Genomic DNA, 25,040 nt, shown 5'->3' on the forward strand with positions numbered 1-25,040 from the left:
AATTAAGGAGATTTTCATGGCAACGCCACTTTTTCATGCTGACTTGACAGTACATACGCAAAGTCATGACTATCCAATCGTCATTACTGAAAACGCGATAGCAGAAAATAGCAGTATGGCTAGCCAAGTTGCTCCTTATGTTGCGGGTCAGCAGGTATTAATTGTTACCAATGAGACCATTGCGCCGATTTATCTTCAAGCCTTACAGAAGCCGTTAGAAACCCAATTTACCGTGCAGGTGTGCGTGCTGCCAGATGGCGAACAATATAAGAACCAGTCGAGTATCAATCAGATTTATGATGTGTTGATGGCAGCGCATTTTAATCGTGATGTGACTCTGATTGCGCTTGGTGGTGGTGTCATTGGTGATATGACGGGATTTGCAGCGGCAAGCTTTATGCGCGGCGTCAATTTTATTCAGATACCAACCACCTTGCTATCTCAAGTGGATTCAAGTGTCGGCGGCAAAACTGGTATCAATCATCCGCAAGGCAAAAACATGATTGGCGCCTTCTGGCAGCCGCAAATGGTATTGGCAGATATGAGCACACTCAAAACCCTGCCAGCGTGCGAGCTGTCAGCAGGGCTTGCTGAAGTTATTAAATATGCGCTGATTATGGATGCCGAGTTCTTGACTTGGCTTGAGCACAATTTGCCTGCGATGATGGCTTTAGATCTAGCGGTACTGGGTGAAGCGGTCAAGCGCTGCTGCCAGTACAAAGCTGATGTTGTCGCCCAAGATGAAAGAGAATCAGGTGTACGTGCTTTATTAAATTTTGGTCATACGTTTGGTCATGTGATTGAAACTCATGAAGGTTACGGTAGTTGGCTACATGGTGAGGCAGTTGCTGCGGGCATGGTACAAGCGGCTGAGCTGTCGCAAAAAATCGGCTGGTTAACGAGCGATGAGGTTGCTCGTGTTAAGCGCATATTGTCATTAGCCAATTTACCGATCACGCCGCCGCCTATTGAAGTTCAGACCGCTTTGGACTTAATGGGACATGATAAAAAAGTGAAACACGGACAAATCCGCCTTATTTTGTTAAAATCATTGGGTGAAGCAGTATTAACCAATGATTTTGCCCCGCATCTGCTTACCGATGTGCTAGCCATGCATTCACCGTAAGCTATAAAAGAACGTATATTATAAATGGCTATGAGCAGTTAATTTTTCAATATAGAAATAGCACGGTATTAAAAGCGATTCTCTTTTATTTTGAAGTGAGTATAGAGCGCTTGGTTTTATTTTATCTGTATCATTTTTATGACCCTATCCTAAGCATATCTTTACCAAGGACACCTCCATGGCAGCATCTCGCTCGACGACTCGCACCGCGAGTCAATCCTATCGCCGTCAAGCGCTGATTTGGCTGATAGCGACTCTGATGTTGGGTGTGACCACCGCTTTGGTATGGATGTTTAGCCAAACGCCAGCGATGGGCGCCAAGATAGAAAACGCGCCCATAGCAGCGCCGAAAACACTGAGTGCGGAGCTTGAGCAGCCATTGAAAATTGAATCGCTGCATGAGCTTGATACTGACGTACAACCGATAAGTTTTGATGAAACGGTTCGTGATTTGCGCAGCTATCCTGATGAGTTTAAAGATAAGCGTTATCTGCTTGCCAACAAAGGCAAGTGGACAGTACAGGTCATGAATGTCGCTGAAAATGAGGTGATTGTCAGTTATCTAGAAGGACGTGAAGACCGTAGCAAATTTACATATTTCCGCTACCTTGATGAAAATGAGCAAGTCCGTTATATGCTGACTTATGGCTTGATGGGCAGTCCACAAGAAGCAGTTGGTGCGGCTAAGCTGATAGATTTTAAGCTGCCTGCCAATGTGCGAGTATTGCCTGAAGAGATCAATCGCTACGTCAGCATCATTGATAATTATGAGCGCCCTGATCCTGTAAAAGATTTGAGTACAAAACGCACCCGTGCTGTCAATCTGCGACCAACCAAGCGTGAAGTGCCGCTACGTCAAAAAACACCTACGGTAAATAACAGTGAGCAACCCGCAAGCAATGCGATCAACCGTACTCCTCAGGAATCGACCAGTAGCAGTGCGACTGAAAGCATTCGTCAGTCCGTTGATACCTCTGATACCTTGACAGTTAATGAAGAGCGTATTTTCGGTATAGAAGAGCAATCTCCTACTACCTCAGCCTCTAAGAATACTGATAATAACCGTAAGCCTGAGCAAGAAAGCAAAAAGCCTGTTGTATCTGGTGCTGATACTAATTCAGCGAAAAAACCACCAGTGGTTGCCACGCCTAAGGCGCCGAATAACACTGCCAATCCCAACAGTACAAATTTGGATAATAAAAATTCAAATGCAAGCTCGGCGAATAAAAATACCAATAATAGTTCTAACAATGCGGCAGTGCCAAAAGCCAAAAACGACAGTATAAAAGAGCTCATCGAAGAAAAGAAAGACTAATTTTAAGTAAGCACATACGTCAAAAAGCCCACTAAAAAATACAGTGGGCTTTTTTATGAATCATTTACTTATGGGTTATGATATCTTATATAACCAATAGCAATATAAACACTTACAAAATCTGACGGATGAATCAGCAGAAAAGACTAGATTTTTTGTCGCTCATTCACTAATATAAGGATGGGTGACGTTCTGTATAGTTATCGTAAATGGTCATTTGTTAGCTCCTAATTTAATAAGATTTTATTAAACTTAGGATAAATGATTAACAGAAAACATCATATCTCAAGCGCTGCTACTTGTTAGCTGGTTACTAGTTATCCGCTACGATCAGCATATCGCAAGTGGCGCAACTTCTCTTACTATCATCCTTATTAGGATTGTTAAGGCGCTTGAATATAGGCGTCTTATATTCACATTTGATGGATAAACTGCGTTTTTTCAGCTATTTACTAGTTTGATCATTGGAGATTATAAGATTCATATTGAAACCTATAGCCGACATAAGATCGACAAGTAGTCACGTTGAAGTGCTTAATATTTTGATTTGCGACGATTGATATTGAATACTTTCACCAAGTTATCCTATCAGTCCGCGTTAAATTGATGGCTCAAATGTTGCTAGCATACAGGGTACTTTGATAATTGTTCTTATCATACCCAGCGCACTGGCAATAATTTTTCTGCTCGCGCTTTGTTAATCCGGATATGTAAATATAATCCAGCCCGTTCTGCTTGCGGAAAACGGTTTGTGCATCACATTGGTTGCATAAACTTCCGCTTACTTAAAAGGACCAGCTATGTCAATGATTTCCTCCCATACGCATTTGGCCTCGCCAGATGACTTTTCTGACAATTGCGGTTTTGGTTTGATTGCTCATATTGAGGGTCAGGCCAGTCATGACTTGGTAAAAACAGCCATTCACAGCCTAAGTTGTATGACCCATCGTGGCGGCGTGGCAGCTGATGGCAAAACCGGCGATGGTTGTGGTTTATTATTAGCGACGCCCGTTGCCTTTTTTAGAGACATTGCAGCAGAGCAACAGTTTGAGATAACGGATAACTTCGCGGTTGGTATGGTATTCGTCAATCCAGATACGGCAACGGCTCAGCATAGCCTACAAGTATTAAATGAAGAGATTACCGCACAAGGCTTAGAAGTAGCCGGCTGGCGCGATGTACCACTTGATTTAAGCATTGTCGGTGAAATTGGGCGTCAGACATTACCAGATTTTAAGCAAGTATTTGTCAATGCGCCGGATGGTTTAGCGGCAGATGATTTTAATCGCAAGCTGTTTGTGGCGCGTAAAAAATCTGAGCAACGCTTGGTTGATGATGAGCTGTTTTATGTCTGCTCATTGAGCTGTCAGACTATTATTTATAAAGGTTTGGTGATGCCATCAGACTTGCCAGCTTTCTTCTTAGATTTGCAAGATGCGCGTTTGGCGTCGCATATCGTGGTATTCCATCAGCGCTTTTCAACCAATACGCTACCGCGCTGGCCATTGGCACAGCCTTTTCGCTATTTGGCACATAATGGTGAGCTAAATACCATCTCCGGCAACCGCAGCTGGTCTGAGGCGCGTACGCCAAAATTAAAATCAGACAAACTGCCCAATTTGAACGAATTAACGCCATTGGTCAATAGCACTGGCTCAGATTCATCTAGCTTAGATAACATGCTAGAAGTACTGATGTCAGGCGGTATGAGCTTGTTTCATTCAATGTCGATACTGGTACCACCTGCTTGGCAGAATGTCGATAGCATGGATATGGACTTGCGGGCATTTTATGAGTTTTACTCGCAGCATATGGAAGCATGGGATGGTCCTGCAGGTCTCGTGATTCAAGATGGTCGCTATGCCGTCTGTATGCTGGATCGAAACGGTCTGCGTCCATCACGTTGGGTAACGACGAAGAATGGTTATATTACGGTCGCCTCAGAAGTAGGGGTTTGGGACTATAAGCCAAAAGACGTGCTTGCTAAAGGTCGTGTTGGACCGGGTCAAATGCTGGTCATTGATACTCAAACCGGTCAAATAATGGATACCAAAGCCATTGCGACCTTGCTCAAAAAGGCGCATCCGTATCGTAAATGGTTACGTGACGAGGCAACTCGTATCCGTGATGATGAGCGCTTAGAAGAAGAGTTAGCAGCGCAGGCATGTCGCGGTGAGCCGCTAAAAGCATTGCAAAAAATGTATCACATCACCAATGAAGAACGCACAGAAATCATCCGTCCTAATGCCGAAAATGCCCAAGAACCAGTCGGTTCGATGGGTGATGATACGCCAATGGCAGTACTATCACAGCAGATCCGCCATGTCGGTGATTTCTTCCGTCAGCAGTTTGCACAGGTCACTAATCCACCGATTGATCCGCTACGTGAATCTATCGTCATGTCATTACAGACCTGTCTTGGTGCTGAAACCAACGTGTTTGCACCATCGGCACGTGACGCGCATCGCCTTATCTTGTCATCACCGGTGCTGTCAGCAAGTAAGATGCAGCAACTTGAAACTGTGAATGATCCTGCCTTTAAGATGGCACGTATCGACTTAAATTATGACCGTACATTAGAACTTTCCGCTGCCATTATCTCTATCTGCGAGCAAGTCGCCAGTAGCATTCGTGCTGGTCATACCTTGATTGTCTTATCTGATAAAGACATTGCGGTAGATAAAGTCCCTGCCAACGCCATAATGGTCACAGGGGCGGTGCATCATTATCTGATTGCACAAGGTATACGTACCGATGCCAATTTAATTATTGAAACCGGTCTAGCACGTGATTCACATCAAGTCGCGGTATTAATTGGCTTTGGTGCGACCTGCGTTTATCCTTATCTAGCTTATGACGTGATTGATGATTTGGTTGCGACTGGCGAGCTGCTTGGTGATCCGATTCAGGCACGGGTAAATTTCCGTAAAGGCTTAGATAAAGGTCTGCTAAAGATTTTATCAAAAATGGGTATCTCTACCATCGTGTCATATCGCGGTGCGCAGTTATTTGAGGCGGTAGGTCTTTCTGAAGAAGTGGTTAATCTGTGCTTTAAAGGCGTGCAAAGTCGTATTAAAGGCGCAACTTTTGCTGATTTGGCGGCGGATCAAGCGCAGCTTGCGGCAAATGCCTTTAAGCGTCGTGCCCCACTTGATCAAGGCGGCTTATTAAAATTTGTCTTTAATAAAGAGTATCATGCCTTTAATCCTGATGTGATTAATAGCCTACATTTGGCGGTACGAACTGGTAATTATGACAATTACCGTCAATATGCAGAAATTGTCAATAGCCGTCCGGTCGCTACTTTACGTGATTTATTACAGCTTAAAACGGACAATCCACTTGACGTTGATGAGGTTGAAGATATCTCAGCCATTTTGTCGCGTTTTGACTCTGCTGGTATGTCGCTAGGCGCGCTGTCGCCAGAAGCGCATGAAGCCATCGCTATCGCTATGAATACCATTGGTGGTCGCTCAAATTCAGGTGAGGGCGGTGAAGACCCTGTACGTTACGGAACACTGCGTAACTCAAAAATTAAACAAGTTGCCTCTGGTCGTTTTGGGGTAACGCCCGCCTATTTGCGTTCAGCAGAAGTCATGCAGATCAAGGTTGCTCAAGGGGCAAAACCGGGTGAAGGTGGTCAGCTGCCAGGTGGTAAGGTTAATGCTTTAATCGCCCGCTTACGCTACTCTGTGCCTGGAGTGACGTTGATTTCACCGCCGCCGCATCATGATATTTACTCGATTGAAGATTTGGCGCAGCTTATTTTTGATCTTAAGCAAGTCAATCCAGATGCGTTGGTGTCAGTTAAGTTGGTTTCGCGTCCGGGTGTTGGCACGATTGCAACAGGTGTGGCAAAAGCCTATGCTGACTTGATTACTATCTCAGGTTATGACGGCGGTACGGCAGCATCACCACTGTCGTCTATCCATCATGCTGGCTCGCCTTGGGAGTTAGGTCTTGCTGAAACTCATCAATCATTACGCGTTAATGGCTTGCGTCATAAAGTCCGTATTCAAACCGACGGCGGTCTGAAGACAGGACTTGATGTAGTCAAAGCGGCCATTCTTGGTGCTGAGAGCTTTGGTTTTGGCACCACGCCGATGATAGCGGTCGGTTGCAAATACCTACGTATTTGCCATTTAAATAACTGTCCAACGGGCGTTGCCACTCAAAAAGCCCAGCTACGCGATGATCACTTCATCGGTGAAGCTGAAATGCTGATTAACTTCTTTAAATTTGTCGCAACCGAAACCCGCGAATGGCTTGCAAAGCTTGGCGTGCGCACGATGGAAGAGTTGGTTGGACGTACTGACTTGCTTGATATATTAGAAGGCAATACTGCTAAGCAACAGCATCTTGATTTATCGCCTCTATTATTTAGTCATCCTGCCAGTAGCGGCAAAGCGCAGACTTGTCAAGTTGAGCGCAATGAGCCATTTGATAAAGGCTTGCTTGCTGAGCAGATGATTAGTGATATGCTGCTGAATATTCGTCAAGGCAATGGTGGCGACTATAGTTATTACGTTGGTAACTGTGATCGCTCGATTGGGGCGCGTATCTCAGGCGAGATTGCAGAGTTATGGGGCAATCTTGGCATGAGTGACAAACCTATTAAGCTGCATTTGACCGGAACAGCAGGACAAAGTCTAGGTGTTTGGAATGCTGGTGGCTTGCATATTGAACTTGAAGGCGATGCCAATGATTATGTTGGTAAAGGCATGGCAGGCGGTGAGATTGTGATTTATCCACCAAAAGACTCAAGCTTTGTGACGCAAGATACTGCTATTGTAGGTAATACCTGCTTGTATGGTGCAACAGGTGGCAAGCTATATGCTGCTGGTACGGCAGGGGAGCGTTTTGGCGTTCGTAACTCAGGTGCTCATGCTGTTATCGAAGGCACAGGCGACCATTGCTGCGAGTATATGACGGGCGGTATCATCACCATACTTGGACGTACTGGTCTTAACTTTGGCGCAGGCATGACAGGTGGATTTGCTTATGTACTCGATCTGGAAGGTGATTTCTTTGATCGCTGCAACCATGAGTTGATTGATTTAAATCGTATCTCAAGTGAGCAGATGGAAAGCCACCGTATCTACTTACAGCAGGTCATCGAAAGGCATGTCGATAAAACGGGTAGCGCATGGGGGCAGACCATATTAGCGGACTTCGAGCATTATGCGCGTAAGTTCTACTTGGTTAAGCCAAAAGCAGCAAACGTTGCAACTTTGCTTAAAACCACGACCGCTGATCCGCAATAATTGATCTGATTTATTGATAGCGTTGTGTACCATAATATATAGATATTAGAGGTGCACGACGTTATTCTAAAGATGAATTTATAGATGTTTTGAGCAGGTAAATGACAGCCTATATAAGTAAATTTGCCTCATTGAGGCTGCCTATATCGACTGTTGTTAGCCACTATAAAAGACCCCTATATAAAAGAGACAATACCATGGCAAAACGCTTAGAAAATAGTTTTCAGTTTTTAGATGTGCCACGGCTTGAGCCGATCAAAAAAGACATCGCCACGCGTTCAACAGAGTTTGTTGAAATTTATCAGCCGTTTGAAAGTGAATCAGTCGCTCAGCAATCGCATCGCTGTTTAGAATGTGGCAATCCGTATTGTGAGTGGAAATGCCCCGTACATAATTACATTCCTAATTGGTTAAAACTAGCCGCTGAGGGTCAAATTTTCCAAGCTGCAGAATTGTGTCATCAAACCAATACTTTGCCTGAAGTCTGTGGACGTGTGTGCCCGCAAGACCGCTTATGTGAAGGCTCTTGCACACTCAATGACGGCTTTGGTGCCGTGACGATTGGCAATGTCGAGAAGTATATCAATGACACTGCTTTTGCCCTCGGCTGGCGTCCTGATATGTCTAAAGTCATTTGGACAGACAAGAAGGTTGCCATCATCGGAGCAGGACCTGCAGGTCTTGGCTGCGCAGATATCTTGGTCAGAAATGGCGTCAAACCCGTTATCTTTGATAAACGTCCAGAGATTGGTGGTTTATTAACTTTCGGTATTCCAGAGTTCAAAATGGAAAAAGACGTCATGCGTAATCGACGTGTCATCTTTGAAGGCATGGGCATGGAATTCCGCCTTGAGACAGAAATCGGTACCGATGTCAGTATTGATGAGCTGCTTGGCGAGTATGATGCTGTATTTATGGGTATGGGTACTTATACCTATATGCGTGGTGGCTTTGCTGGTGAAGAGTTGGAGGGTGTGTATGACGCTCTGGATTACCTGATTGCCAACGTCAATCGCTGTAATGATTGGGAAAAAGACTCAGGCGAGTATATCGACCTAAAAGGCAAAAAAGTCGTGGTGTTGGGTGGTGGCGATACTGCGATGGACTGTAATCGTACCAGTATTCGTCAAGGTGCTGAGCAAGTATTCTGTGCTTATCGCCGTGATGAGGAAAATATGCCAGGCTCACGTCGTGAAGTGGTCAATGCACGCGAGGAGGGGGTTGAGTTCTTATTTAACCGTCAACCGACTGAAATAATTGGCTTAAACGGTAAGGTTAATGCGGTAAAAGTAGTAACGACGCATCTGGGCGCACCAGACGAAAACGGTCGTCAGTATCCTGAGCCAATTGCCAACTCAGAAGAGATTATTCCCTGTGATGCAGTAATTATGGCATTTGGTTTCCGTCCAAGCCCTGCGGATTGGTTTGACGCGCAGCAGATTTCTATGGACAAATCTGGTCGAGTATTGGCAGCGGAAAAACAAACCTTTAAGTTCCAAACCAATAATCCTAAGATCTTTGCCGGCGGCGATATGGTACGTGGCTCTGATTTGGTGGTCACTGCCATTTGGGAAGGTCGTGAAGCGGCTGAAGGGATTTTAGATTATTTAGAAGTGTAGTAATTAGCCTGATTGACACCCAAATGCTCACTTAACCTTGCCTTTTTCTGGTGATGTGCGAGCTTGTTTTGACACTTAACGTCTTTTATCTTCTAATAGGTAAAAGGCGTTATTTTTATGCTTTTTTTAATTCTAATTCTCATTAATGATAAGAGATGTGCTGCGTGAAGCCGAATTTTTTACAACGATTTACCGCGCCTGTGATAGAGCCATACGCTCGCTATCAGCATGCTGATGTGCTGCATGCTATTCGTTTGGGCGTGGCAGTTATACTCGCTTTATTAGTCAATAAAGTCACCAATTTTCCACATGGAGAATGGACGACTATCACTGTTTTTATTATTCTAGGATTGCTACAGTACCAAGGTGCAATCTATACTAAGGCTAAAGAGCGAGTACTTGGTACTTTATTAGGTATTGGTGCTGCGCTCGGTATTGTATGGTTTAGTCAAGGCGTAGGGACATGGTTGTGGGTAGATTATGTCATCATCGGACTGATGAGTGGTGTTATTGGCTATCTGGCGATTAGGAATCTTGGCTACACAGGGTTATTGACTGGTATAACCATGTTGATGATTGTCTCAGATTTGGGTCAAAGCACTATCGGTCAAGATGGTATCTACCGTGCCCTTAATATTTTACTTGGTACTGGCCTTGCCGTTGCAGCGACATTGATTTTGCCATTGAAGTCCACGTTGATGTGGCGATTCTTACTGGCTAGTAACCTCGATGCTTGTAGTAATCTCTATGCTAGGGTAGGCAATCATATCGATACTGCTGAAGAATTGATTGATGGTGCTGTTCAATACGTCAATCCAACAGTCTTTGCCGTACCTGTTAACAAAGCCTTAGTGATAGAGCTACAGCAGATCAATAAAAGACTCTTAGCGGTACGCCCCCATTTAGCAGCAACAACGAGCGAGTCTGGTATCGATAAAGAGACAATTGAGAGTATTCAACGTACCCACCGAAATATTATTGGTACGATTGATCTGCTGCTAACCGCAGCACCACGCTTAGCCAGTATCGAGATCGATGAGGATAATCATATCCTGCTCATACATTATCAGCACGAATTAACCCAAGTGATGCAACATATGGCAGCAGTGTTGCGTAGCCCAAGTGATGAGGTGTTTCGTCCTATTACGCGTATTACCTTATCAGAATACCCAAGCGTAGAAAATTTAGGCTTTGAATGGCAGGGCTACTTTTGGTTGACACAAACTTTACAAGTGCAATTACAGCAGCTCAGTGACTTATTACAAGAGACTAAGCCGCAGTGGTTTGCGGCTTCTGGTCTGCGCTACCAGCGCCGTGAACAACGACGTATAGAGGAGCATGGCGGTGAAACAGATTTGCATTTATAAATAAAAAACGCTGACTCTATAAAGTCAGCGTTTTTTTACAATCATAATTATTAAAAACGGCTATCAAAAAACGACCATTAATAAACAATGATTAACGACCAGTTTTTAGCTTATCCCAATACTGTTGGTACACCTGCAATGCTTCATCACCAACATCTTCTTGGAATTCAGCTTTTGCCAATACGTCTTTACTAGGGTAGATGGTTGGATTATTTTTGACGTCATCTGGCATCATTTCACGTGCCGCACTATTAGGCGACGCATAACCTATCTCTTCACTAACAATTTTGGAGTTCTCAGGACGTAGCAGATAGTCTATAAACTTGTGGGCTGCATCGACTTGCGTGGCGTTTTTAGGAATGACAAAATTGTCCATCCATAATATCGCACCTTCGGTTGGGTATTTATACACCAAACTGGTAAGACCTTCACTATTGGCGATGATAGCTTCACCATTCCACGTCATACCGACGCTGGTTTCACCTTCCATATATGGCATACGTGAAGCATCTGAGTTAAAGGTTTTTACATTCGGCATCAAGGTCGTGAGCTTCTCATAAGCGGCTTTAATTTCGTCATGATTTCTACTATTGCCAGAGTAGCCTAGGGTTAATAGCGCCATGCCAAACACTTCGCGCATATCATTCATCAGCATCACTTGACCTTTATACTCAGGACGCCATAGGTCATTCCAACTATTGACCGTGGCTGGATCAACCGTCTCGCCATTGATAGCAAGACCGGTGCTGCCCCACATATAAGGAATCGAGTATTTGTTTTCTGGGTCAACTTTGGTATTGGTAAAAGAAGTATCAAGGTTTTTAAAATTGCTCAATTTAGACTTATCAAGCTCTTGTAGCAGACCTTCTTTTGCCATTTTTTCGACATAATACGTCGATGGAATCGCCAAGTCGTATTGGCTAGAATCATCAAGCAGCTTTAGCTTGGCATACATGGCTTCATTAGAGTCAAATGTGGTGTAATTGACTTTGATACCGGTCTCTTCAGTAAAGCCGTCAAGTATTTCTTGCGGCATATACTCTGACCAGTTATAAAGGTTCAACGTGACATCGCTGGTAGCAGAACTATCGATAGGCGCGTTATCAGATTTGCTACAGCTGGTAATAGAGAGCCCGATGGCGGCACAGAGCAATGCTTTCGGCAGTATTTTAATAGAGGCGTGAGTAGACCAATTGGATGAAGATAAATGGGACAAAATGTTTCTCCTAAATTAGGGCAAAAGGTGAAAAGCGGGCGCATGATCCGTCATAAAATTAATTCATTATACGGTTATGATCATGGTAAGTCGAAATTTACAGGGCAGTGATTTAACTGAGTTCAGCACTAGCCAATGCTAGGAGTACTGCTCATGAAATGATAGCAATCAATCATGCTATGATAAGCATGACTTGGTCTTTAGCCAGAGCTCTTTAAGTATAGTCATACTCTAACCATAACATAATAATAAAGGATGCAACATCATGGCTCAAACCGTTATTCCGGCACTTCTTACTGATAAAGTTGCTATCGTCACAGGCGCCAGTCGTGGTCTCGGCGCTCAAATCGCCATGCAGATGGCAGCGGCAGGCGCGACCGTTTGCGTGAATTATTTGCATAGTAAAGAGGCGGCTGAAAAAGTGGTTGCTGATATCGAAGCAGAAGGTGGGCGTGCTTTTACTTATCAAGGAGATGTGACTGATTTAGCACAAATGCAAGCAATGGCAGCAGAAGTTATAGAACGTTTCGGATGTATTGATATCTTAGTTAACAATGCTTTACCAAGCTATCAGTTTAACCCGAGTGCTGATTACACTAGTATCGAGACTGTAAAATGGGCACATTTTTCTCAGCAAATTGACGGCATTGTCCAAGGTGCCGTCAATACAGTACAAGCGGTATTACCGCAAATGAAAACTCAGCAGATGGGTAAGATCATCAATATCTCAACCAACTTGGTTTATAATCCGGTCGTCACTTATTACGACTATACGACGGCAAAATCAGCGCTTATTGGTCTAACACGTAATCTAGCAGCGGAGCTTGGGCAATATGGTATTCGTGTGAACTTGCTAGCAGGTGGACTATTAAAAACGACTGACGCTAGTAAATTAACCACTGAAGAAGTGTTTGATTATATCGCAACGACGACACCACTTCGTCAAGCGACCTCAGTTGCCGACTTTGCAAATTCAGTACTATTGATGGCATCTGACTTAAGCTCAGCTATTACTGGTCAATCTATCGCCGTTGATGGCGGTTTAACGATGCCTTAATAATGGCATTATTTACTAAATAAATTGAATTGATTGTACAAGAGAGACGAGATGACGAACCGTAAAATCGCTGGCATTATTACTGCTATTATAGGACTGTGCGCCATCATCGCTTTTTTCAATGATGGTATGAACACACCCTTGTTAAGCTGGCCATTGGAAGCTTATCTTGGCGTGGCATTCACTATTGGCTGGTTGACCAATTTACCCACTTTTTTGGCTTATTTAATCGCCGCATTGATCTTTGTTTTGATCGCTCTCGCACTTTATAAACTAGGTAGTTGGCTTTATGGATTAGTATTTAAACGCAGTTAAATGTAGTGATAGATCAGATGAATGGTTCAACCTGCCTATTTGCAGACCATTCATCTGCTTGACTAAACTGATAAATGACCCTATTTAAGCCCACACTGTCACGATGCTATATGCAAATGATCGAGTACCGCTTGTATTCCATATTCTTCAATTGTCCCCGTGACAAAATCCGCACGCGCGATCAGTTCAGGCTTTGCATCGCCCATTGCCACCGCATAGCCGACCAAATCAAACATCTCTAAATCATTTAGCCCATCACCAAATGCCATACAATCCTTTGCGTCAATATCGTAATGCAGGCATAAATCGATGATACCGCGTGCTTTAGATGCCTCGATTGGTAATATATCTGCGCCAATATGATGCCAATGCACCAGTTTCAAATCATCTTGGGCAAAGTCAACTTCCTGCATTTTCTCTTCTTGAGTGTTAAAGAATACCGAGCATTGATAAACCGTATTTGCCTTATGATAATCTGGGTCAAGGATAGAATTAGGCGTTATCGCATTGTATTCACGCAGGCGCGCGTTTTCATGTGACCATGCAATATGCGTTGCGGAGTCAAATTTGTGGATGAGTTCACTTTTTTGGCATAGCATTACAATCTTGTTGGTCTGCGTATCGGTTAATGGGTAATGACTAATTACACCATCTTTATTAAAGCTATATTGTCCATTCATACAGATAATGGCATCCAATACATCAGCCTCAAGTAAGGCTAATATATCAGCAGGCAATATGGCTTTGGAACGTCCGGTTGAAATCACCAGTTTAATGTCAGTTTGGGCAAGCGCTTCAAGCGTTGCTTGATTGTGCGCGGCGATAACACCGTTACGGCTTAAGGTGTCGTCGATATCAAAAAATATAATTTTGGGGGTGGGTGTTTTATTATTCATAATGGCTTTGAAAGTCCTATTTATAGTAAATAATCAGATTCATAAAATTCTAAACAATATGAAAATCGATCTTTACTACCTAATAAATAATAACTTAATTATTTATTTTTAATTAGGTAGTAACCCGAATAAGATTTTTATCGTCATTAAATTTTACATATTTTGGATCAATGGCTAGAATTTTTTGTTCAATTTCGTGCTCTGATAGGTGAGTCAGTATCGGATATCTTTGAACTTGGTATTTTAATCTTGCAACTAGTTCAGATAAGTTAACCCAGTCATTACTATTTTCCCTAGCCATTTCAACAACTGTTGTCCTAATGATCTCAATAAAGAGTGGAAAGTTAAACTTCCTAACGAGCATATGGCTGTCTTCAATTTTACATTCAAACTTTAATAGTTTTTTTAGTAATCCTGATAGTTTAGCTCGCCCGTAAGTACGTGTATCAAAATCTGGTCTCACGTTATTAATATAATTACCTATTTCTGCTAGGCTTGCCCAGCCTTCATCATCAGAGTTATCTTTGATAGCTTTGTAGATAAGGTTGAGAGTAGGTATGTCTATTTCGGTGCTTTTAATAGGTATTGAATTTATTTGTAAATTGACAGTTTTACTGTCAACTTTAATAGCACTAGAGCTGATTTGGGCACTTAAATTTTTTGCTATTAAAGTCTTGTTTTCATGCTCAGGTAATAGGTTTTCAACGTAAATAAATTTATCACAGGCATTCACAAACGATTTAACCGTACTCTTTTTCCCAAATCCATAAACAAGTAATCCACTTTCACGAATACGAGACGCTAATGGAGTGAAGTCACTATCACTTGAAACAATACAGAAGCCATCAACATCTCCTGCATATAATATGTCCATAGCATCTATCACTAATTTCATATCAGTAGCATCTTTTTGACTGACATAAGCAAATTGTTGTACAGGAGTAATCGCATTAGGTAGTAATTTATCACGCCATGATTTAAGTGCTTCTACGCTCCAATCACCATAAATACGTTTGACACTGGCAATACCGTATTTCGCAATTTCTTCTAAAATAGATTCTATACTACGGTGTGATGAGTTATCAGCATCAATTAGAACAGCAAATTTTTTCATTATATAACCTCAACACTCGTCACATTCTGAAAGCCTCTTGGCAGCTGACCGCCACGACTACCGCGTTTAGACGTGTAGTTGGCTAAGTCCATCGGTTTTAAAGTCACATGACGCTTACCAGCAGTAATGACTAAGCTGTCTTGTTTACTGAGTGGCGTGATGGTAAGCACTTCCTCATCACCTTTTAGGTTAATCATCTTATTACCCTTACCACGAGCCTGTTCAGGCAAATCATCAAGCGCAAATATCAATAAATAGCCAGCATTGGTGACCACAGCGATATGATCGAGAGTAGCGCTATTTTCGCTAGCAGGGATGCCATTGTTCTCAGAGCTTACAATCACCTCAGTTTGAGCATCAATACGTGCGATAGGTAATAGACGGCTATTAGCCGCTAGATTGATGATATTTTTACCCGCTTTTTGGTTACTGTCCAAATTGCCAAGCGTATTGATAAAACCATAGCCTTGCGAGCTGGCAAGGAGGATACGCTGGTCATTATCACCGGTTAGCAATTGCTCAAAAGTCGCACCTGCTGGCGGTTTTAAGACGCTGGTCAGAGGATCGCCTTGACCACGAGCAGAAGCGAGGCTATGCGCATCGATACTATAGCTGCGTCCGGTACTATCGAGCACGTAGATCTTCTCATTAGATTTAGCGCGAACGTGGGCTTGGTAGCTATCACCTGAGCGATAAGCCATGCTAACAGCATCGACGTCATGACCTTTAGCCGCGCGTATCCAGCCAGCTTTCGATAAGATAGCGGTGACAGGCTCGCTTGGTACGAGGTCAGATTCTTTGAGCGCTTGCGCTTCTTCGCGTTCTGCCAATTGCGATACGCGCTCGTTGCCGTGTTCTTTCATATCAGCAGTTAGCTCATCAATCATCAAATTGGTCAGGCTATCTGGATTGTCCAAGTATTCTTGAATGATGGCGCGTTCAGCAGCTAGATCATCTTGCTCGCGGCGTAGCTCAATCTCCTCTAACTTTGCCAACTGACGCAAACGAATATCCAAGATAGCATTGGCTTGTATTTCAGTCAGGTCATAATCTTGCATTAATGATAATTTTGGGTCGTCTTCTTCACGAATGATGCGAATAACTTCATCGATATTCAGATAAGCAATCAGCAAACCTGCGAGGATATGTAAGCGCTTATCAATTTTATCAAGGCGATATTGCAAGCGGCGCGTGACTACAGAACGGCGACAGACGAGCCATTCTTCCAATATTTCTTTCAGGTTTTTAACCTGCGGTTTACCATTTAGGCCAATCATATTCATATTGACGCGGTAATTGCTTTCTAGGTCGGTACTGGCAAATAAATGGCTCATTACTCGCTGCACGTCGACGCGGGTAGATTTTAGCTCTAAGACGATACGGCAGGCATTTTCGTGGTCTGACTCATCATGAATATCAACAATCCAAGGCAGTTTCTTATCGGTCATCAGCTTGGCGATTTGCTCTTGAATCTTATTGCCTGAGACTTGGTAAGGAAGGGCATTGATGATAACAAGATTTTTCTCTTTCGGGTCAATATGGAAGGTCGCCCGCATTTTATAGCTGCCACGTCCAGTCTCATACATCGCTTGCAAGTCTTTTTTGCTGGTGATGATCTCAGCTGGGGTTGGCAAATCAGGCGCTGGTATCGATTGAGTTAATTGCTTAACCGACAGCTCAGGGTTTTTGAGCAGACGAATCGCCGCGCGTACCACCTCATTCAGGTTATGTGGCGGAATATCCGTTGCCATACCGACGGCGATACCAGTTGTACCGTTTAATAGGATATTAGGCAGGCGGGCAGGCAGGGTGGTTGGCTCCAACATCGTACCATCGAAGTTATCTTGCCAGTCAACCGTACCTTGACCAAGTTCCGCGAGCAAGGTATTGGCATAAGCAGACATTTTGGCTTCGGTATAACGCATGGCCGCAAATGATTTCGGATCATCTGGGCTACCCCAGTTACCTTGACCAGTGATGAGTGGATAGCGATAGCTGAAAGGCTGTGCCATCAGTACCATCGCTTCATAACAAGCGCTGTCGCCATGCGGATGATATTTACCCAATACATCACCGACTGTACGCGCAGATTTTTTCGCCTTCGCTGTCGATTTTAGCCCAAGCTCGCTCATGGCATAAACAATACGGCGCTGGACAGGCTTTAGACCATCAGCAATATTTGGCAGCGCCCGATCCATGATGACGTACATGGCATAATTAAGATAGGCTTGCTCAGCGAACTCTGCCACTGAGCGCGTATCCATTGGTTCATTTGCAAGGATTGGGTCAAGCGTGTGATCGATAACATCGGACATAAAATAGGGTTCACTTATCAGTTTTAATAGGTATAAAAAATCGGTGCAATCGTGCAAATAGGATAGTGCTATCCTAAAGGATATTGGTGCAATTAAAAAGCCACTACTCAGTATAAACGACAGTGCATGACGTGCTTAAGCTAATGGTCTTATGAAGCATGATGATCCTGTAATGTTTTGGTCGATAGTTTTTAGAAACTAAGATGAGTGTCGTTCATGTTACTGTTTTTTATTCTCTTACTTATCACATTTACGTTTTCATCCATATAGCCTTAATAATGCTCATAATCATAAAATCGATACAGGCAAGCAGTGTACAGGCTAAGCGCTTATCGTTTTGCTCAATGTCACTTCCACATTTTAATGGATTCTATCTACGAATAGACGATAAATACTTATCAACAAAAAGTGGGTTATTTGCTCGGAATCCTAATTAACTCACTGATATAAATGTAAATATTGACCGTCAAGTTACTTTACGAACTCAAGTAGCATTTTTTTGTATTGAGTAGTTTGTATAAAGTGTGTATGTTAAACAATAAAGGGCTATTTACCGCTAAATTGTTGACTCATCACAATATCTTTGCACCGCCAGCCTTGCTTGCCATCACTGTGGTGAGCTTGCACACCGATTTTTTGTACGTTTATCACATTGTGATAATTATGGGTTTACAGTAGCGCATTATTTATTAGGAGAAGTAAGATTATGGAAAATCAAGGTAACCAGATCCGTCGTAACGATAAAGTATGGGTAAAAACTTATGAAAAGCTTGGTATTCAATATGATATTGATATGCCCGCCGCTAATACTTCTTTAATCGATATATTTGAACGGAATTTTGTTAAACATGCTGGTAAAACAGCGTTTGTGTGTATGGACGTCAAGCTTTCCTACGAAGATTTAGATCGCTATAGTAAACAAATTGCTGCCTACTTGCAGTCACTTGGGCTGAAAAAAGGCGATAAAGTCGGCGTTATGATGCCAAATATTTTGCAGCTACCAGTTGCAGTATTGGGTGTGCTGCGTGCGGGTATGACCTTGGTCAACGTCAATCCGCTTTATACCTCAAAAGAGCTTGAGCATCAGCTAACAGACTCTGATACCAAAGCATTATTTATTTTAGAGAACTTTGCCAAAACCTATGAAGAGATTGGTAAAGACTTGGTTGACCATGTCGTTGTAACCTCAATGGGCGACTTGATGAGCCCGTTGAAAGGCTTTATTGTCAATATGGTCGTGCGCCATGTGAAAAAACTGGTACCTGATTATAACCTTAAAAGCAGCACCAACTTTAAAACGGCACTGAATCGCTTTCCGGCGAAAAATTATAAACGTCCAGATAATATCTGCCTTGATGATATTGCTGTTCTGCAATATACCGGTGGTACTACAGGTGTGGCCAAAGGCGCGATGCTTACCCATGGCAACTTAGTTGCCAACCTGATTCAGTGTGATACCTATCTTGGTGACGCTTTCGATAAATTTGACGGTATGGCTGAGCAACCCGTTATCATGACGGCATTGCCGCTGTATCATATCTTCTCATTTACCGTTTGTGGCATGTTCGGCTTATATCGCGGCTGTATCGGTCTACTGGTACCGAATCCACGTGATGGTGCAAGCTTAATCAAGGCTTATAAAGATTACCCACCTGCATTTTTCCCAGCAGTTAATACCCTGTTTAATGCATTGGCAAACAGTGAGGTATTTAAAGCCTTAGATCATAGCAAGCTTGAGATGTCTATGGGCGGCGGCATGGCGGTTCTAAAAGATACTGCTGAAAAATGGCAAAAAATTACTGGTAACGTGATTGTACAAGGTTATGGTCTGTCAGAGACTTCTCCGGTTGCGTCTGCAAACCCACAAGGTAATGGCGAATTCTCAGGCAATATCGGTCTGCCGATGCCAGCGACTGACATGGCTATCTTGGATGAAGAAGGCAATGAAGTAGATCTTGGTGAGCGCGGTGAGATTTGTGTTCGTGGTCCGCAAGTGATGAAAGGCTACTGGAAACGTGATGATGCTACGGCTGAAGTCATGACGTCTGACGGTTATTTCCGTACGGGTGATATCGGTGTAATGGATGAAGAAGGATACTTTAAAATCGTTGATCGTAAGAAAAACATGATTTTGGTATCAGGCTTTAACGTGTATCCAAACGAAGTAGAAGATGTGATGTCAGCCCATCCAAAGATTTTGGAATGTGGTGTCATCGGTGTCGAAGACGAAAAGAGTGGCGAAGTACCGAAGATTTATGTGGTGCGTAGTGATGACAGCTTGACGAAAGAAGAAGTGCTTGCCTATAGCAAAGAAAACCTAACCGGTTATAAGCGTCCGCGTTACGTTGAGTTCATCGATGAGTTGCCAAAATCGAACGTCGGTAAGATTTTACATAAAGATCTACGCGTACTTGAAGAAAAGAACCACGGTTAGAATATTTACCATCAAGTTCAAAGCGCTTTTCATCTGCGTTCATCTTTATCTATTAGTAAGAAGCAGGGATGAAAACCGCTTAATAGTTGATGTGGCAGTTAGTAGAAACAGCCAGTAAAAATAGCTATGATATATTGTTGTAAAAGATGGTTATCAATGATGATAAGGTCGCTTATATAGGGCCTTATCATTTTTTTGTTTTCCTATTATGATTTGGTGGTATTCATAGAGAATTCTCCATAAAGCTGATATAGTCCGTATCGATATTTTTTGCACTTAACGATAAAAGTGTAGATTTTTTAGCCCAGAGCTTTCACAGAATGATCACTATAAAGCACTGTAGCTGTGTTAGCTTTAATGGTTTTATAGTAAATAATAGAGTGGGGTATGAAGGTAATAATTTTGATTTAAAAGATTTGTGAATGATAAGATCTGTTTGCTTATGAGCGAAAAGACTTCTTATTCACAAGTTTTTGATTTTGCAAATGAGTGACTAACGACCACGGTGATTTAATTAGACATATTCTATATTTTAACGGCCACATTTAAGGAAAATTATGACTGATAATATCAATAAAGAGATGACAGACCATAAAGCTGCGAACAATACTCAATCAAAGGCTGGAACGAACGCGTTTCCTACTATGCCGACGATAGCGAGTGACAGTCCATGGTTAAGTGCTTATGAGCGCTATGGCATTAATGCTACCATTGAGATGCCAGATGACAGTACCTCTTTACTTGATGTGTTCGAGCGTAATTTCAGCCGTTATGGACAGAAAACTGCCTATATCTGCATGGGTGCTTCTATTACCTTTAAGCAATTAGATTTATACAGTCGTCAAATTGCCAGTTATTTACAGTCATTAGGGCTCGTAAAAGGTGATAAAGTCGGTGTCATGATGCCCAATATCTTGCAGTATCCTGTGGTGGCTTTGGGTATCATTCGCGCAGGTATGGTGCTGGTCAATGTCAATCCATTGTATACCAGCCGCGAGTTATCGCATCAGTTGCATGACAGTGGCACCAAAGCATTATTCATCGTCGAAAACTTTGCAAAAACTTATCAAGATGCGCAAGATAAGGGTCAAGTGAAGCATGTCATCGTCTGTAAAATTGGCGATATGTTAGGTACGATCAAAGGACCCGTGGTCAATCTGGTCGCCCGCCATGTCAAAAAAATGATTCCCGCGTATCGTTTGCCAGAGAGCACGAGCTTTAAGCAGGCATTAAGTGCCGTATCAGCTAGCAAATATCAGCGTCCTGATTTGAACTTAAGCGATGTGGCATTATTGCAATATACTGGTGGTACGACTGGGGTAGCTAAGGGTGCGATGCTGTCTCATGGTAACTTAATCGCCAATATGTTACAGATTAGCGCGCTCATGGACAGCGCTTTTGAAGAGGATATAGACGCTACTGATGTGCTTTTGACCGCGCTACCGCTATACCATGTGTTCTCGTTTATGGTTTGCGGGATGTATAGCATGTACCAAGGTTGTGCTGGTTTGCTGATTCCAAATCCGCGTGATCTTGATGGTTTGATTAAAGAGATGGGCAAATACAAACCGGCCTTTATCCCTGCAGTAAATACTTTGTTTAATGGCTTGGTACATAAAGAAAGTTTTGCAGATTTGGATTTTTCTAGTCTAAAAGCCTCTATCGGTGGCGGTATGTCGGTACTACCAAGTGTGGCAAAAGAGTGGCATAAAATCACTGGTCTGCCTATCGTTGAAGGCTATGGCTTGTCTGAAACCTCACCAGTAGTTGCCTTTAACCCAATGACCATTGCTGAATTTACCGGGAAGATTGGTATCCCTGCCCCTAGTACCGATGTCATTTTGATTGACGATGATGAAAACATGGTGGCTATCGGTGAGCGCGGTGAAATCTGTGTCAAAGGTCCACAAGTCATGATTGGCTATCAAAACCGCCCTGAAGAAACATCTGAAAGCTTTACTGCCAGTGGTCATCTTAAAACAGGCGATATCGGCATTATGGACGAAAAAGGCTTTATCAAAATTGTTGACCGCAAAAAAGACATGATTTTGGTCTCTGGTTTTAATGTCTATCCAAATGAAATCGAAGAAGCCATGAGCGAGCATCCAGGGATAGTAGAGTGCGGCGCGATCGGGATTCCAAATGATGATCGCGGCGAAGACCCAAAGCTATATGTGGTCAAAAAAGGCAATGTGACCGAGCAAGAGCTGCTTGATTTTGGCAAAAAACAACTTACCGGCTATAAGCGTCCACGTCATATTCAATTCGTTGACGAATTACCAAAATCAAACGTGGGCAAAATCCTGCGTAAAGAATTGCGTAAGATGGAAGGTTTAGAATAACTTTTACAGCTATTTTTAATCAAGACAGCGGTGCGATAGCTTGTGTGAATCTTGCTATTGCACCGTTGTCACGTTAGGATAACCTAACATTTAGCCCTGCTAGAGCATTCAGCTGTCATTTATTTTAATATATAAATTTGCTGGAAATACTGATTGGCTAACCACATAACCATAAATTTAAATCTAAACCTCTTATTTTATAACACTGCTTTTACAACTTCGTACTAGGGAATTTTATGCGTATTGACAACCGTGAGCTTAATCAACTTCGCTCAATCAGCTTTGAGCGCCATTACACTAAGCATGCTGAAGGGTCAGTATTGGTCAGCTTTGGCGACACCAAAGTACTGTGCACCGCAAGTGTAGAGTCTGGCGTACCGCGTTGGCTTAAAGGTAAAGGCAAAGGCTGGATCACGGCTGAGTATGGCATGTTGCCACGCGCGACCAATACTCGTAATCAACGTGAAGCGGCTCGCGGTAAGCAATCAGGTCGTACTCAAGAAATTCAGCGTTTAATCGGTCGTAGTTTACGTGCCATGATCGATTTGAGTAAGCTTGGTGAAAATACCATTTACTTAGATTGTGATGTCTTGCAAGCGGATGGTGGTACTCGTACTGCTAGTGTGACCGGTGCCGCGATTGCCCTTATCGATGCCTTAGAGAGCATCCAAAAAACTAAGAAACTAAAAGCGGATCCATTGATTGGTTTGGTTGCGGCGGTTTCTGTTGGTATGAAAGATGGTAAAGCGTACTTAGATTTAAACTACGAAGAAGATGCCAGCTGTGATACGGATTTGAACGTGGTGATGACCCAAAAAGGCGAATTTATTGAGCTACAAGGGACGGCGGAAGAAAAGCCATTTACTCGTGCTCAAGCTGATGACATGCTTATTCTAGCCGAAAAAGGTATCGCTGAGCTGATTGCTATGCAAAAAACTGCCTTAGGTTGGTAGTCATATAAGACCGCAATATGGCTTACTATTCATATTTTTATAATACTTTCACTGCTTTTTTATAGGTAAATGTACATGCTTAAGCTGACTGATGACGGCGCCAAAATTACCTTACAAGGACAGCCCCAAGCATTAGACAATGGGCTGTTTTGGTTTGGTGCGGCGTTATTGGTAGGTGCAGTATGCGTCGCGCTGGCAATGAGTTTGTTGCCGGTACGATGGTCAATTGGTGCGCTTGCACTGCTGATTATGGGTAGCTTCTTTTTTAATCGGCAGCGCCAACAGCATAAAAAAGCGACAGCGGGTAATATTAGTAGCGGCATCTTGTGGGTGCGTGCTGGTGAGCTGGTACATGACAACCAAGGCAAGCGTATGCCTATTCAGCTAACTGATAGAGATAAAGTCAGTCTAGTAGGCGAGCAATTAGAGATTACTGATGGCAATTCTAAACGTAAATATTGTATTAGTGGCTTTGATAATATCCAAGAAGCCACTGCTACCAAAGCGATCTTGCAAGGTCAAACACTGACCAAACGTCATGTTAATATCAAAATGAGCAGCGATTAAGACCTTTATTATTAAAGGTTTTTTTAATGTTTGAGATTTTTAACCTGCTCATCTTGTCTCATTTATTTACCGCTTATTCTTATATTTATACCTTTTATCGTTTATTTAAGCGTGATAAGGCTTGCAGAATCCTGTCCAAATGGTTTATAAGTAAGATTGAAAAATCTCATCATACTTATAATGAATACGGTTATCGCTACTATGGTTATTGATACTATATTGACAAGGAGCTAGTCATGTCGCGTTTGCCCATTTGGTCAATCACAACGTCGTGCAGTGCATTATTACTTACTCTGGGTGCAGTCGGTCAAGTTCACGCCGATAGTATGAGCAGCTTGATTGCTCAAAAATCTTCTCTAACTGATTATAGCGCCCGCTATACACCATCGTACCCCGCTGTCCCTGCTGCTAAAATCAGTACGCGATCCACTATCCAACGTGCTGGTACTTCTAATAGTTATCGTTCGAATACAAGTAATACACAACCAAGTTATTCTAATAGCAGCTATGCTAATAAAACCTACTCTAACCAAAATGCTTATGTTAGCAACAACCAACCTAATTATCGTTATCCTGAAGTACAACGCCAAGCATCATCAGTTCTGCCAGCATTTTTATCAGGCAACTATGATAATGTCGATAGCGAGTATCTACCGTTACTCAGCAATGCCGAAACACAAAGTAGTCTGGCTGCCCGTGAAGTCATCAGCACTGCCCGTAAAATGGCGCTGAACGAGCGTACGATTATTCAAGGCGGCTGCTGGGATTATCTGAATGCAGTATTTAAACGAGCAGGGGTGACGCGCGATACCATCCATAAAGGTACCTATGGTCAAGGTCCTTATGCCAATAGTGGTGAAATCGAAGTTGGTGACTGGCTCTACTATATCAATCATGGTTATAACGGTGTCGAGCACAGCGGATTGTTTGTCGGCTGGGTTGATGAGCAAGCAAAGCAAGCGCTGATATTAAGCTATGCTGGTGAAAGCCGCCGCGAGCCTGCGCGCTATCGTGTTTATGATTTGAGCAATGTCTATCAGATTATGCGCCCAAACGTTTGATGTAGATCTTTTTAATATAATTTATTCAGCTATAAAAAAGCGTCCATTACTTCATCAAGTAATGGACGCTTTTTCTATG

The 25,040-nt window shown here is 42.9% G+C and carries 16 protein-coding genes; 12 read left to right on the plus strand and 4 right to left on the minus strand.

Annotation, left to right across the window (positions count from 1 at the left end):
- Window positions 1-16: 16 nt before the first annotated feature.
- The 5 genes from aroB to OEG80_RS01730 all read left to right on the plus strand — a co-directional run bounded on the left by aroB (window position 17) and on the right by OEG80_RS01730 (window position 10,691).
- Entirely contained in the window at window positions 17-1,126 is a 1,110-nt protein-coding gene (gene aroB, locus OEG80_RS01710; protein ID WP_263241446.1) for a 3-dehydroquinate synthase, read from the plus strand.
- Window positions 1,127-1,304: 178 nt separating this feature from the next.
- Window positions 1,305-2,441: a hypothetical protein gene (locus OEG80_RS01715; protein WP_263241447.1), complete on the plus strand. Its 1,137-nt coding sequence runs from the start codon at window positions 1,305-1,307 to the stop codon at window positions 2,439-2,441.
- Window positions 2,442-3,241: 800 nt separating this feature from the next.
- A complete protein-coding gene (gltB, locus tag OEG80_RS01720; RefSeq protein WP_263241449.1) occupies window positions 3,242-7,705 on the plus strand; it encodes a glutamate synthase large subunit in 4,464 nt (1,487 codons plus the stop codon).
- Window positions 7,706-7,902: 197 nt separating this feature from the next.
- Window positions 7,903-9,324: a glutamate synthase subunit beta gene (locus OEG80_RS01725; protein ID WP_011514477.1), complete on the plus strand. Its 1,422-nt coding sequence runs from the start codon at window positions 7,903-7,905 to the stop codon at window positions 9,322-9,324.
- Between the two features lie 155 nt (window positions 9,325-9,479).
- Window positions 9,480-10,691, plus strand: a complete 1,212-nt coding sequence (locus tag OEG80_RS01730; RefSeq protein ID WP_263241452.1) for an FUSC family protein — start codon at window positions 9,480-9,482, stop codon at window positions 10,689-10,691.
- A 91-nt stretch (window positions 10,692-10,782) separates the two neighbouring features.
- Here the strand turns inward: OEG80_RS01730 and OEG80_RS01735 are convergent, their stop codons facing one another.
- A complete protein-coding gene (locus tag OEG80_RS01735) occupies window positions 10,783-11,907 on the minus strand; it encodes an ABC transporter substrate-binding protein (protein WP_263241454.1) in 1,125 nt (374 codons plus the stop codon).
- A gap of 265 nt (window positions 11,908-12,172) precedes the next feature.
- Between OEG80_RS01735 and OEG80_RS01740 the strand changes: the two genes are divergently transcribed.
- On the plus strand, window positions 12,173-12,964 hold the full coding sequence (locus OEG80_RS01740; RefSeq protein WP_263241455.1) for a 3-oxoacyl-ACP reductase: 792 nt from the start codon (window positions 12,173-12,175) through the stop codon (window positions 12,962-12,964).
- 51 nt (window positions 12,965-13,015) lie between these two features.
- Window positions 13,016-13,279, plus strand: a complete 264-nt coding sequence (locus OEG80_RS01745) for a hypothetical protein (protein WP_263241456.1) — start codon at window positions 13,016-13,018, stop codon at window positions 13,277-13,279.
- A 98-nt stretch (window positions 13,280-13,377) separates the two neighbouring features.
- Here the strand turns inward: OEG80_RS01745 and OEG80_RS01750 are convergent, their stop codons facing one another.
- The 3 genes from OEG80_RS01750 to parC form a co-directional block, all read right to left on the minus strand.
- Window positions 13,378-14,175 carry a Cof-type HAD-IIB family hydrolase gene (locus OEG80_RS01750; RefSeq protein ID WP_263241458.1) on the minus strand — a complete coding sequence of 266 codons (798 nt, stop codon included), beginning with the start codon at window positions 14,173-14,175 and terminating at the stop codon, window positions 13,378-13,380.
- 112 nt (window positions 14,176-14,287) lie between these two features.
- Window positions 14,288-15,289 carry an NYN domain-containing protein gene (locus tag OEG80_RS01755; protein WP_263241459.1) on the minus strand — a complete coding sequence of 334 codons (1,002 nt, stop codon included), beginning with the start codon at window positions 15,287-15,289 and terminating at the stop codon, window positions 14,288-14,290.
- Window positions 15,289-17,604, minus strand: coding sequence for a DNA topoisomerase IV subunit A (gene parC, locus OEG80_RS01760; protein WP_263241460.1), 2,316 nt, complete (start codon window positions 17,602-17,604; stop codon window positions 15,289-15,291). The genes OEG80_RS01755 and parC overlap by 1 nt, the downstream gene beginning before the upstream one ends.
- Before the next feature lie 706 nt (window positions 17,605-18,310).
- On the opposite strand from parC, the gene OEG80_RS01765 reads away from it, so the two are divergent.
- From OEG80_RS01765 to OEG80_RS01785, 5 genes are all read left to right on the plus strand, one after another.
- Window positions 18,311-20,038, plus strand: a complete 1,728-nt coding sequence (locus OEG80_RS01765) for an AMP-binding protein (protein WP_011514469.1) — start codon at window positions 18,311-18,313, stop codon at window positions 20,036-20,038.
- 557 nt (window positions 20,039-20,595) lie between these two features.
- Window positions 20,596-22,380 (plus strand): AMP-binding protein, encoded by a 1,785-nt coding sequence (locus OEG80_RS01770; protein WP_263241461.1) that lies wholly within the window; start codon window positions 20,596-20,598, stop codon window positions 22,378-22,380.
- Between the two features lie 236 nt (window positions 22,381-22,616).
- Window positions 22,617-23,333, plus strand: a complete 717-nt coding sequence (gene rph / locus OEG80_RS01775) for a ribonuclease PH (RefSeq protein ID WP_011514467.1) — start codon at window positions 22,617-22,619, stop codon at window positions 23,331-23,333.
- 75 nt (window positions 23,334-23,408) lie between these two features.
- Window positions 23,409-23,900, plus strand: coding sequence for a hypothetical protein (locus OEG80_RS01780; RefSeq protein WP_263241463.1), 492 nt, complete (start codon window positions 23,409-23,411; stop codon window positions 23,898-23,900).
- Window positions 23,901-24,136: 236 nt separating this feature from the next.
- Window positions 24,137-24,961, plus strand: a complete 825-nt coding sequence (locus OEG80_RS01785) for a hypothetical protein (RefSeq protein WP_263241465.1) — start codon at window positions 24,137-24,139, stop codon at window positions 24,959-24,961.
- Window positions 24,962-25,040 lie beyond the last annotated feature (79 nt).

Origin of the sequence: Psychrobacter sp. SC65A.3 (genome assembly GCF_025642195.1) — a bacterium.
Taxonomy (GTDB): Bacteria; Pseudomonadota; Gammaproteobacteria; order Pseudomonadales; family Moraxellaceae; genus Psychrobacter; species Psychrobacter cryohalolentis.

Coding starts and splice junctions, on each gene's coding strand:
- gltB (WP_263241449.1), top strand. CDS start 3,242: ATGTCAATGATTTCCTCCCATACGCATTTGGCCTCGCCAGATGACTTT.
- aroB (WP_263241446.1), top strand. CDS start 17: ATGGCAACGCCACTTTTTCATGCTGACTTGACAGTACATACGCAAAGT.
- OEG80_RS01785 (WP_263241465.1), top strand. CDS start 24,137: ATGTCGCGTTTGCCCATTTGGTCAATCACAACGTCGTGCAGTGCATTA.
- OEG80_RS01745 (WP_263241456.1), top strand. CDS start 13,016: ATGACGAACCGTAAAATCGCTGGCATTATTACTGCTATTATAGGACTG.
- OEG80_RS01730 (WP_263241452.1), top strand. CDS start 9,480: ATGTGCTGCGTGAAGCCGAATTTTTTACAACGATTTACCGCGCCTGTG.
- OEG80_RS01725 (WP_011514477.1), top strand. CDS start 7,903: ATGGCAAAACGCTTAGAAAATAGTTTTCAGTTTTTAGATGTGCCACGG.
- OEG80_RS01750 (WP_263241458.1), bottom strand. CDS start 14,175: ATGAATAATAAAACACCCACCCCCAAAATTATATTTTTTGATATCGAC.
- OEG80_RS01740 (WP_263241455.1), top strand. CDS start 12,173: ATGGCTCAAACCGTTATTCCGGCACTTCTTACTGATAAAGTTGCTATC.
- OEG80_RS01770 (WP_263241461.1), top strand. CDS start 20,596: ATGACTGATAATATCAATAAAGAGATGACAGACCATAAAGCTGCGAAC.
- OEG80_RS01715 (WP_263241447.1), top strand. CDS start 1,305: ATGGCAGCATCTCGCTCGACGACTCGCACCGCGAGTCAATCCTATCGC.
- OEG80_RS01755 (WP_263241459.1), bottom strand. CDS start 15,289: ATGAAAAAATTTGCTGTTCTAATTGATGCTGATAACTCATCACACCGT.
- OEG80_RS01780 (WP_263241463.1), top strand. CDS start 23,409: ATGCTTAAGCTGACTGATGACGGCGCCAAAATTACCTTACAAGGACAG.
- OEG80_RS01765 (WP_011514469.1), top strand. CDS start 18,311: ATGGAAAATCAAGGTAACCAGATCCGTCGTAACGATAAAGTATGGGTA.
- rph (WP_011514467.1), top strand. CDS start 22,617: ATGCGTATTGACAACCGTGAGCTTAATCAACTTCGCTCAATCAGCTTT.
- parC (WP_263241460.1), bottom strand. CDS start 17,604: ATGTCCGATGTTATCGATCACACGCTTGACCCAATCCTTGCAAATGAA.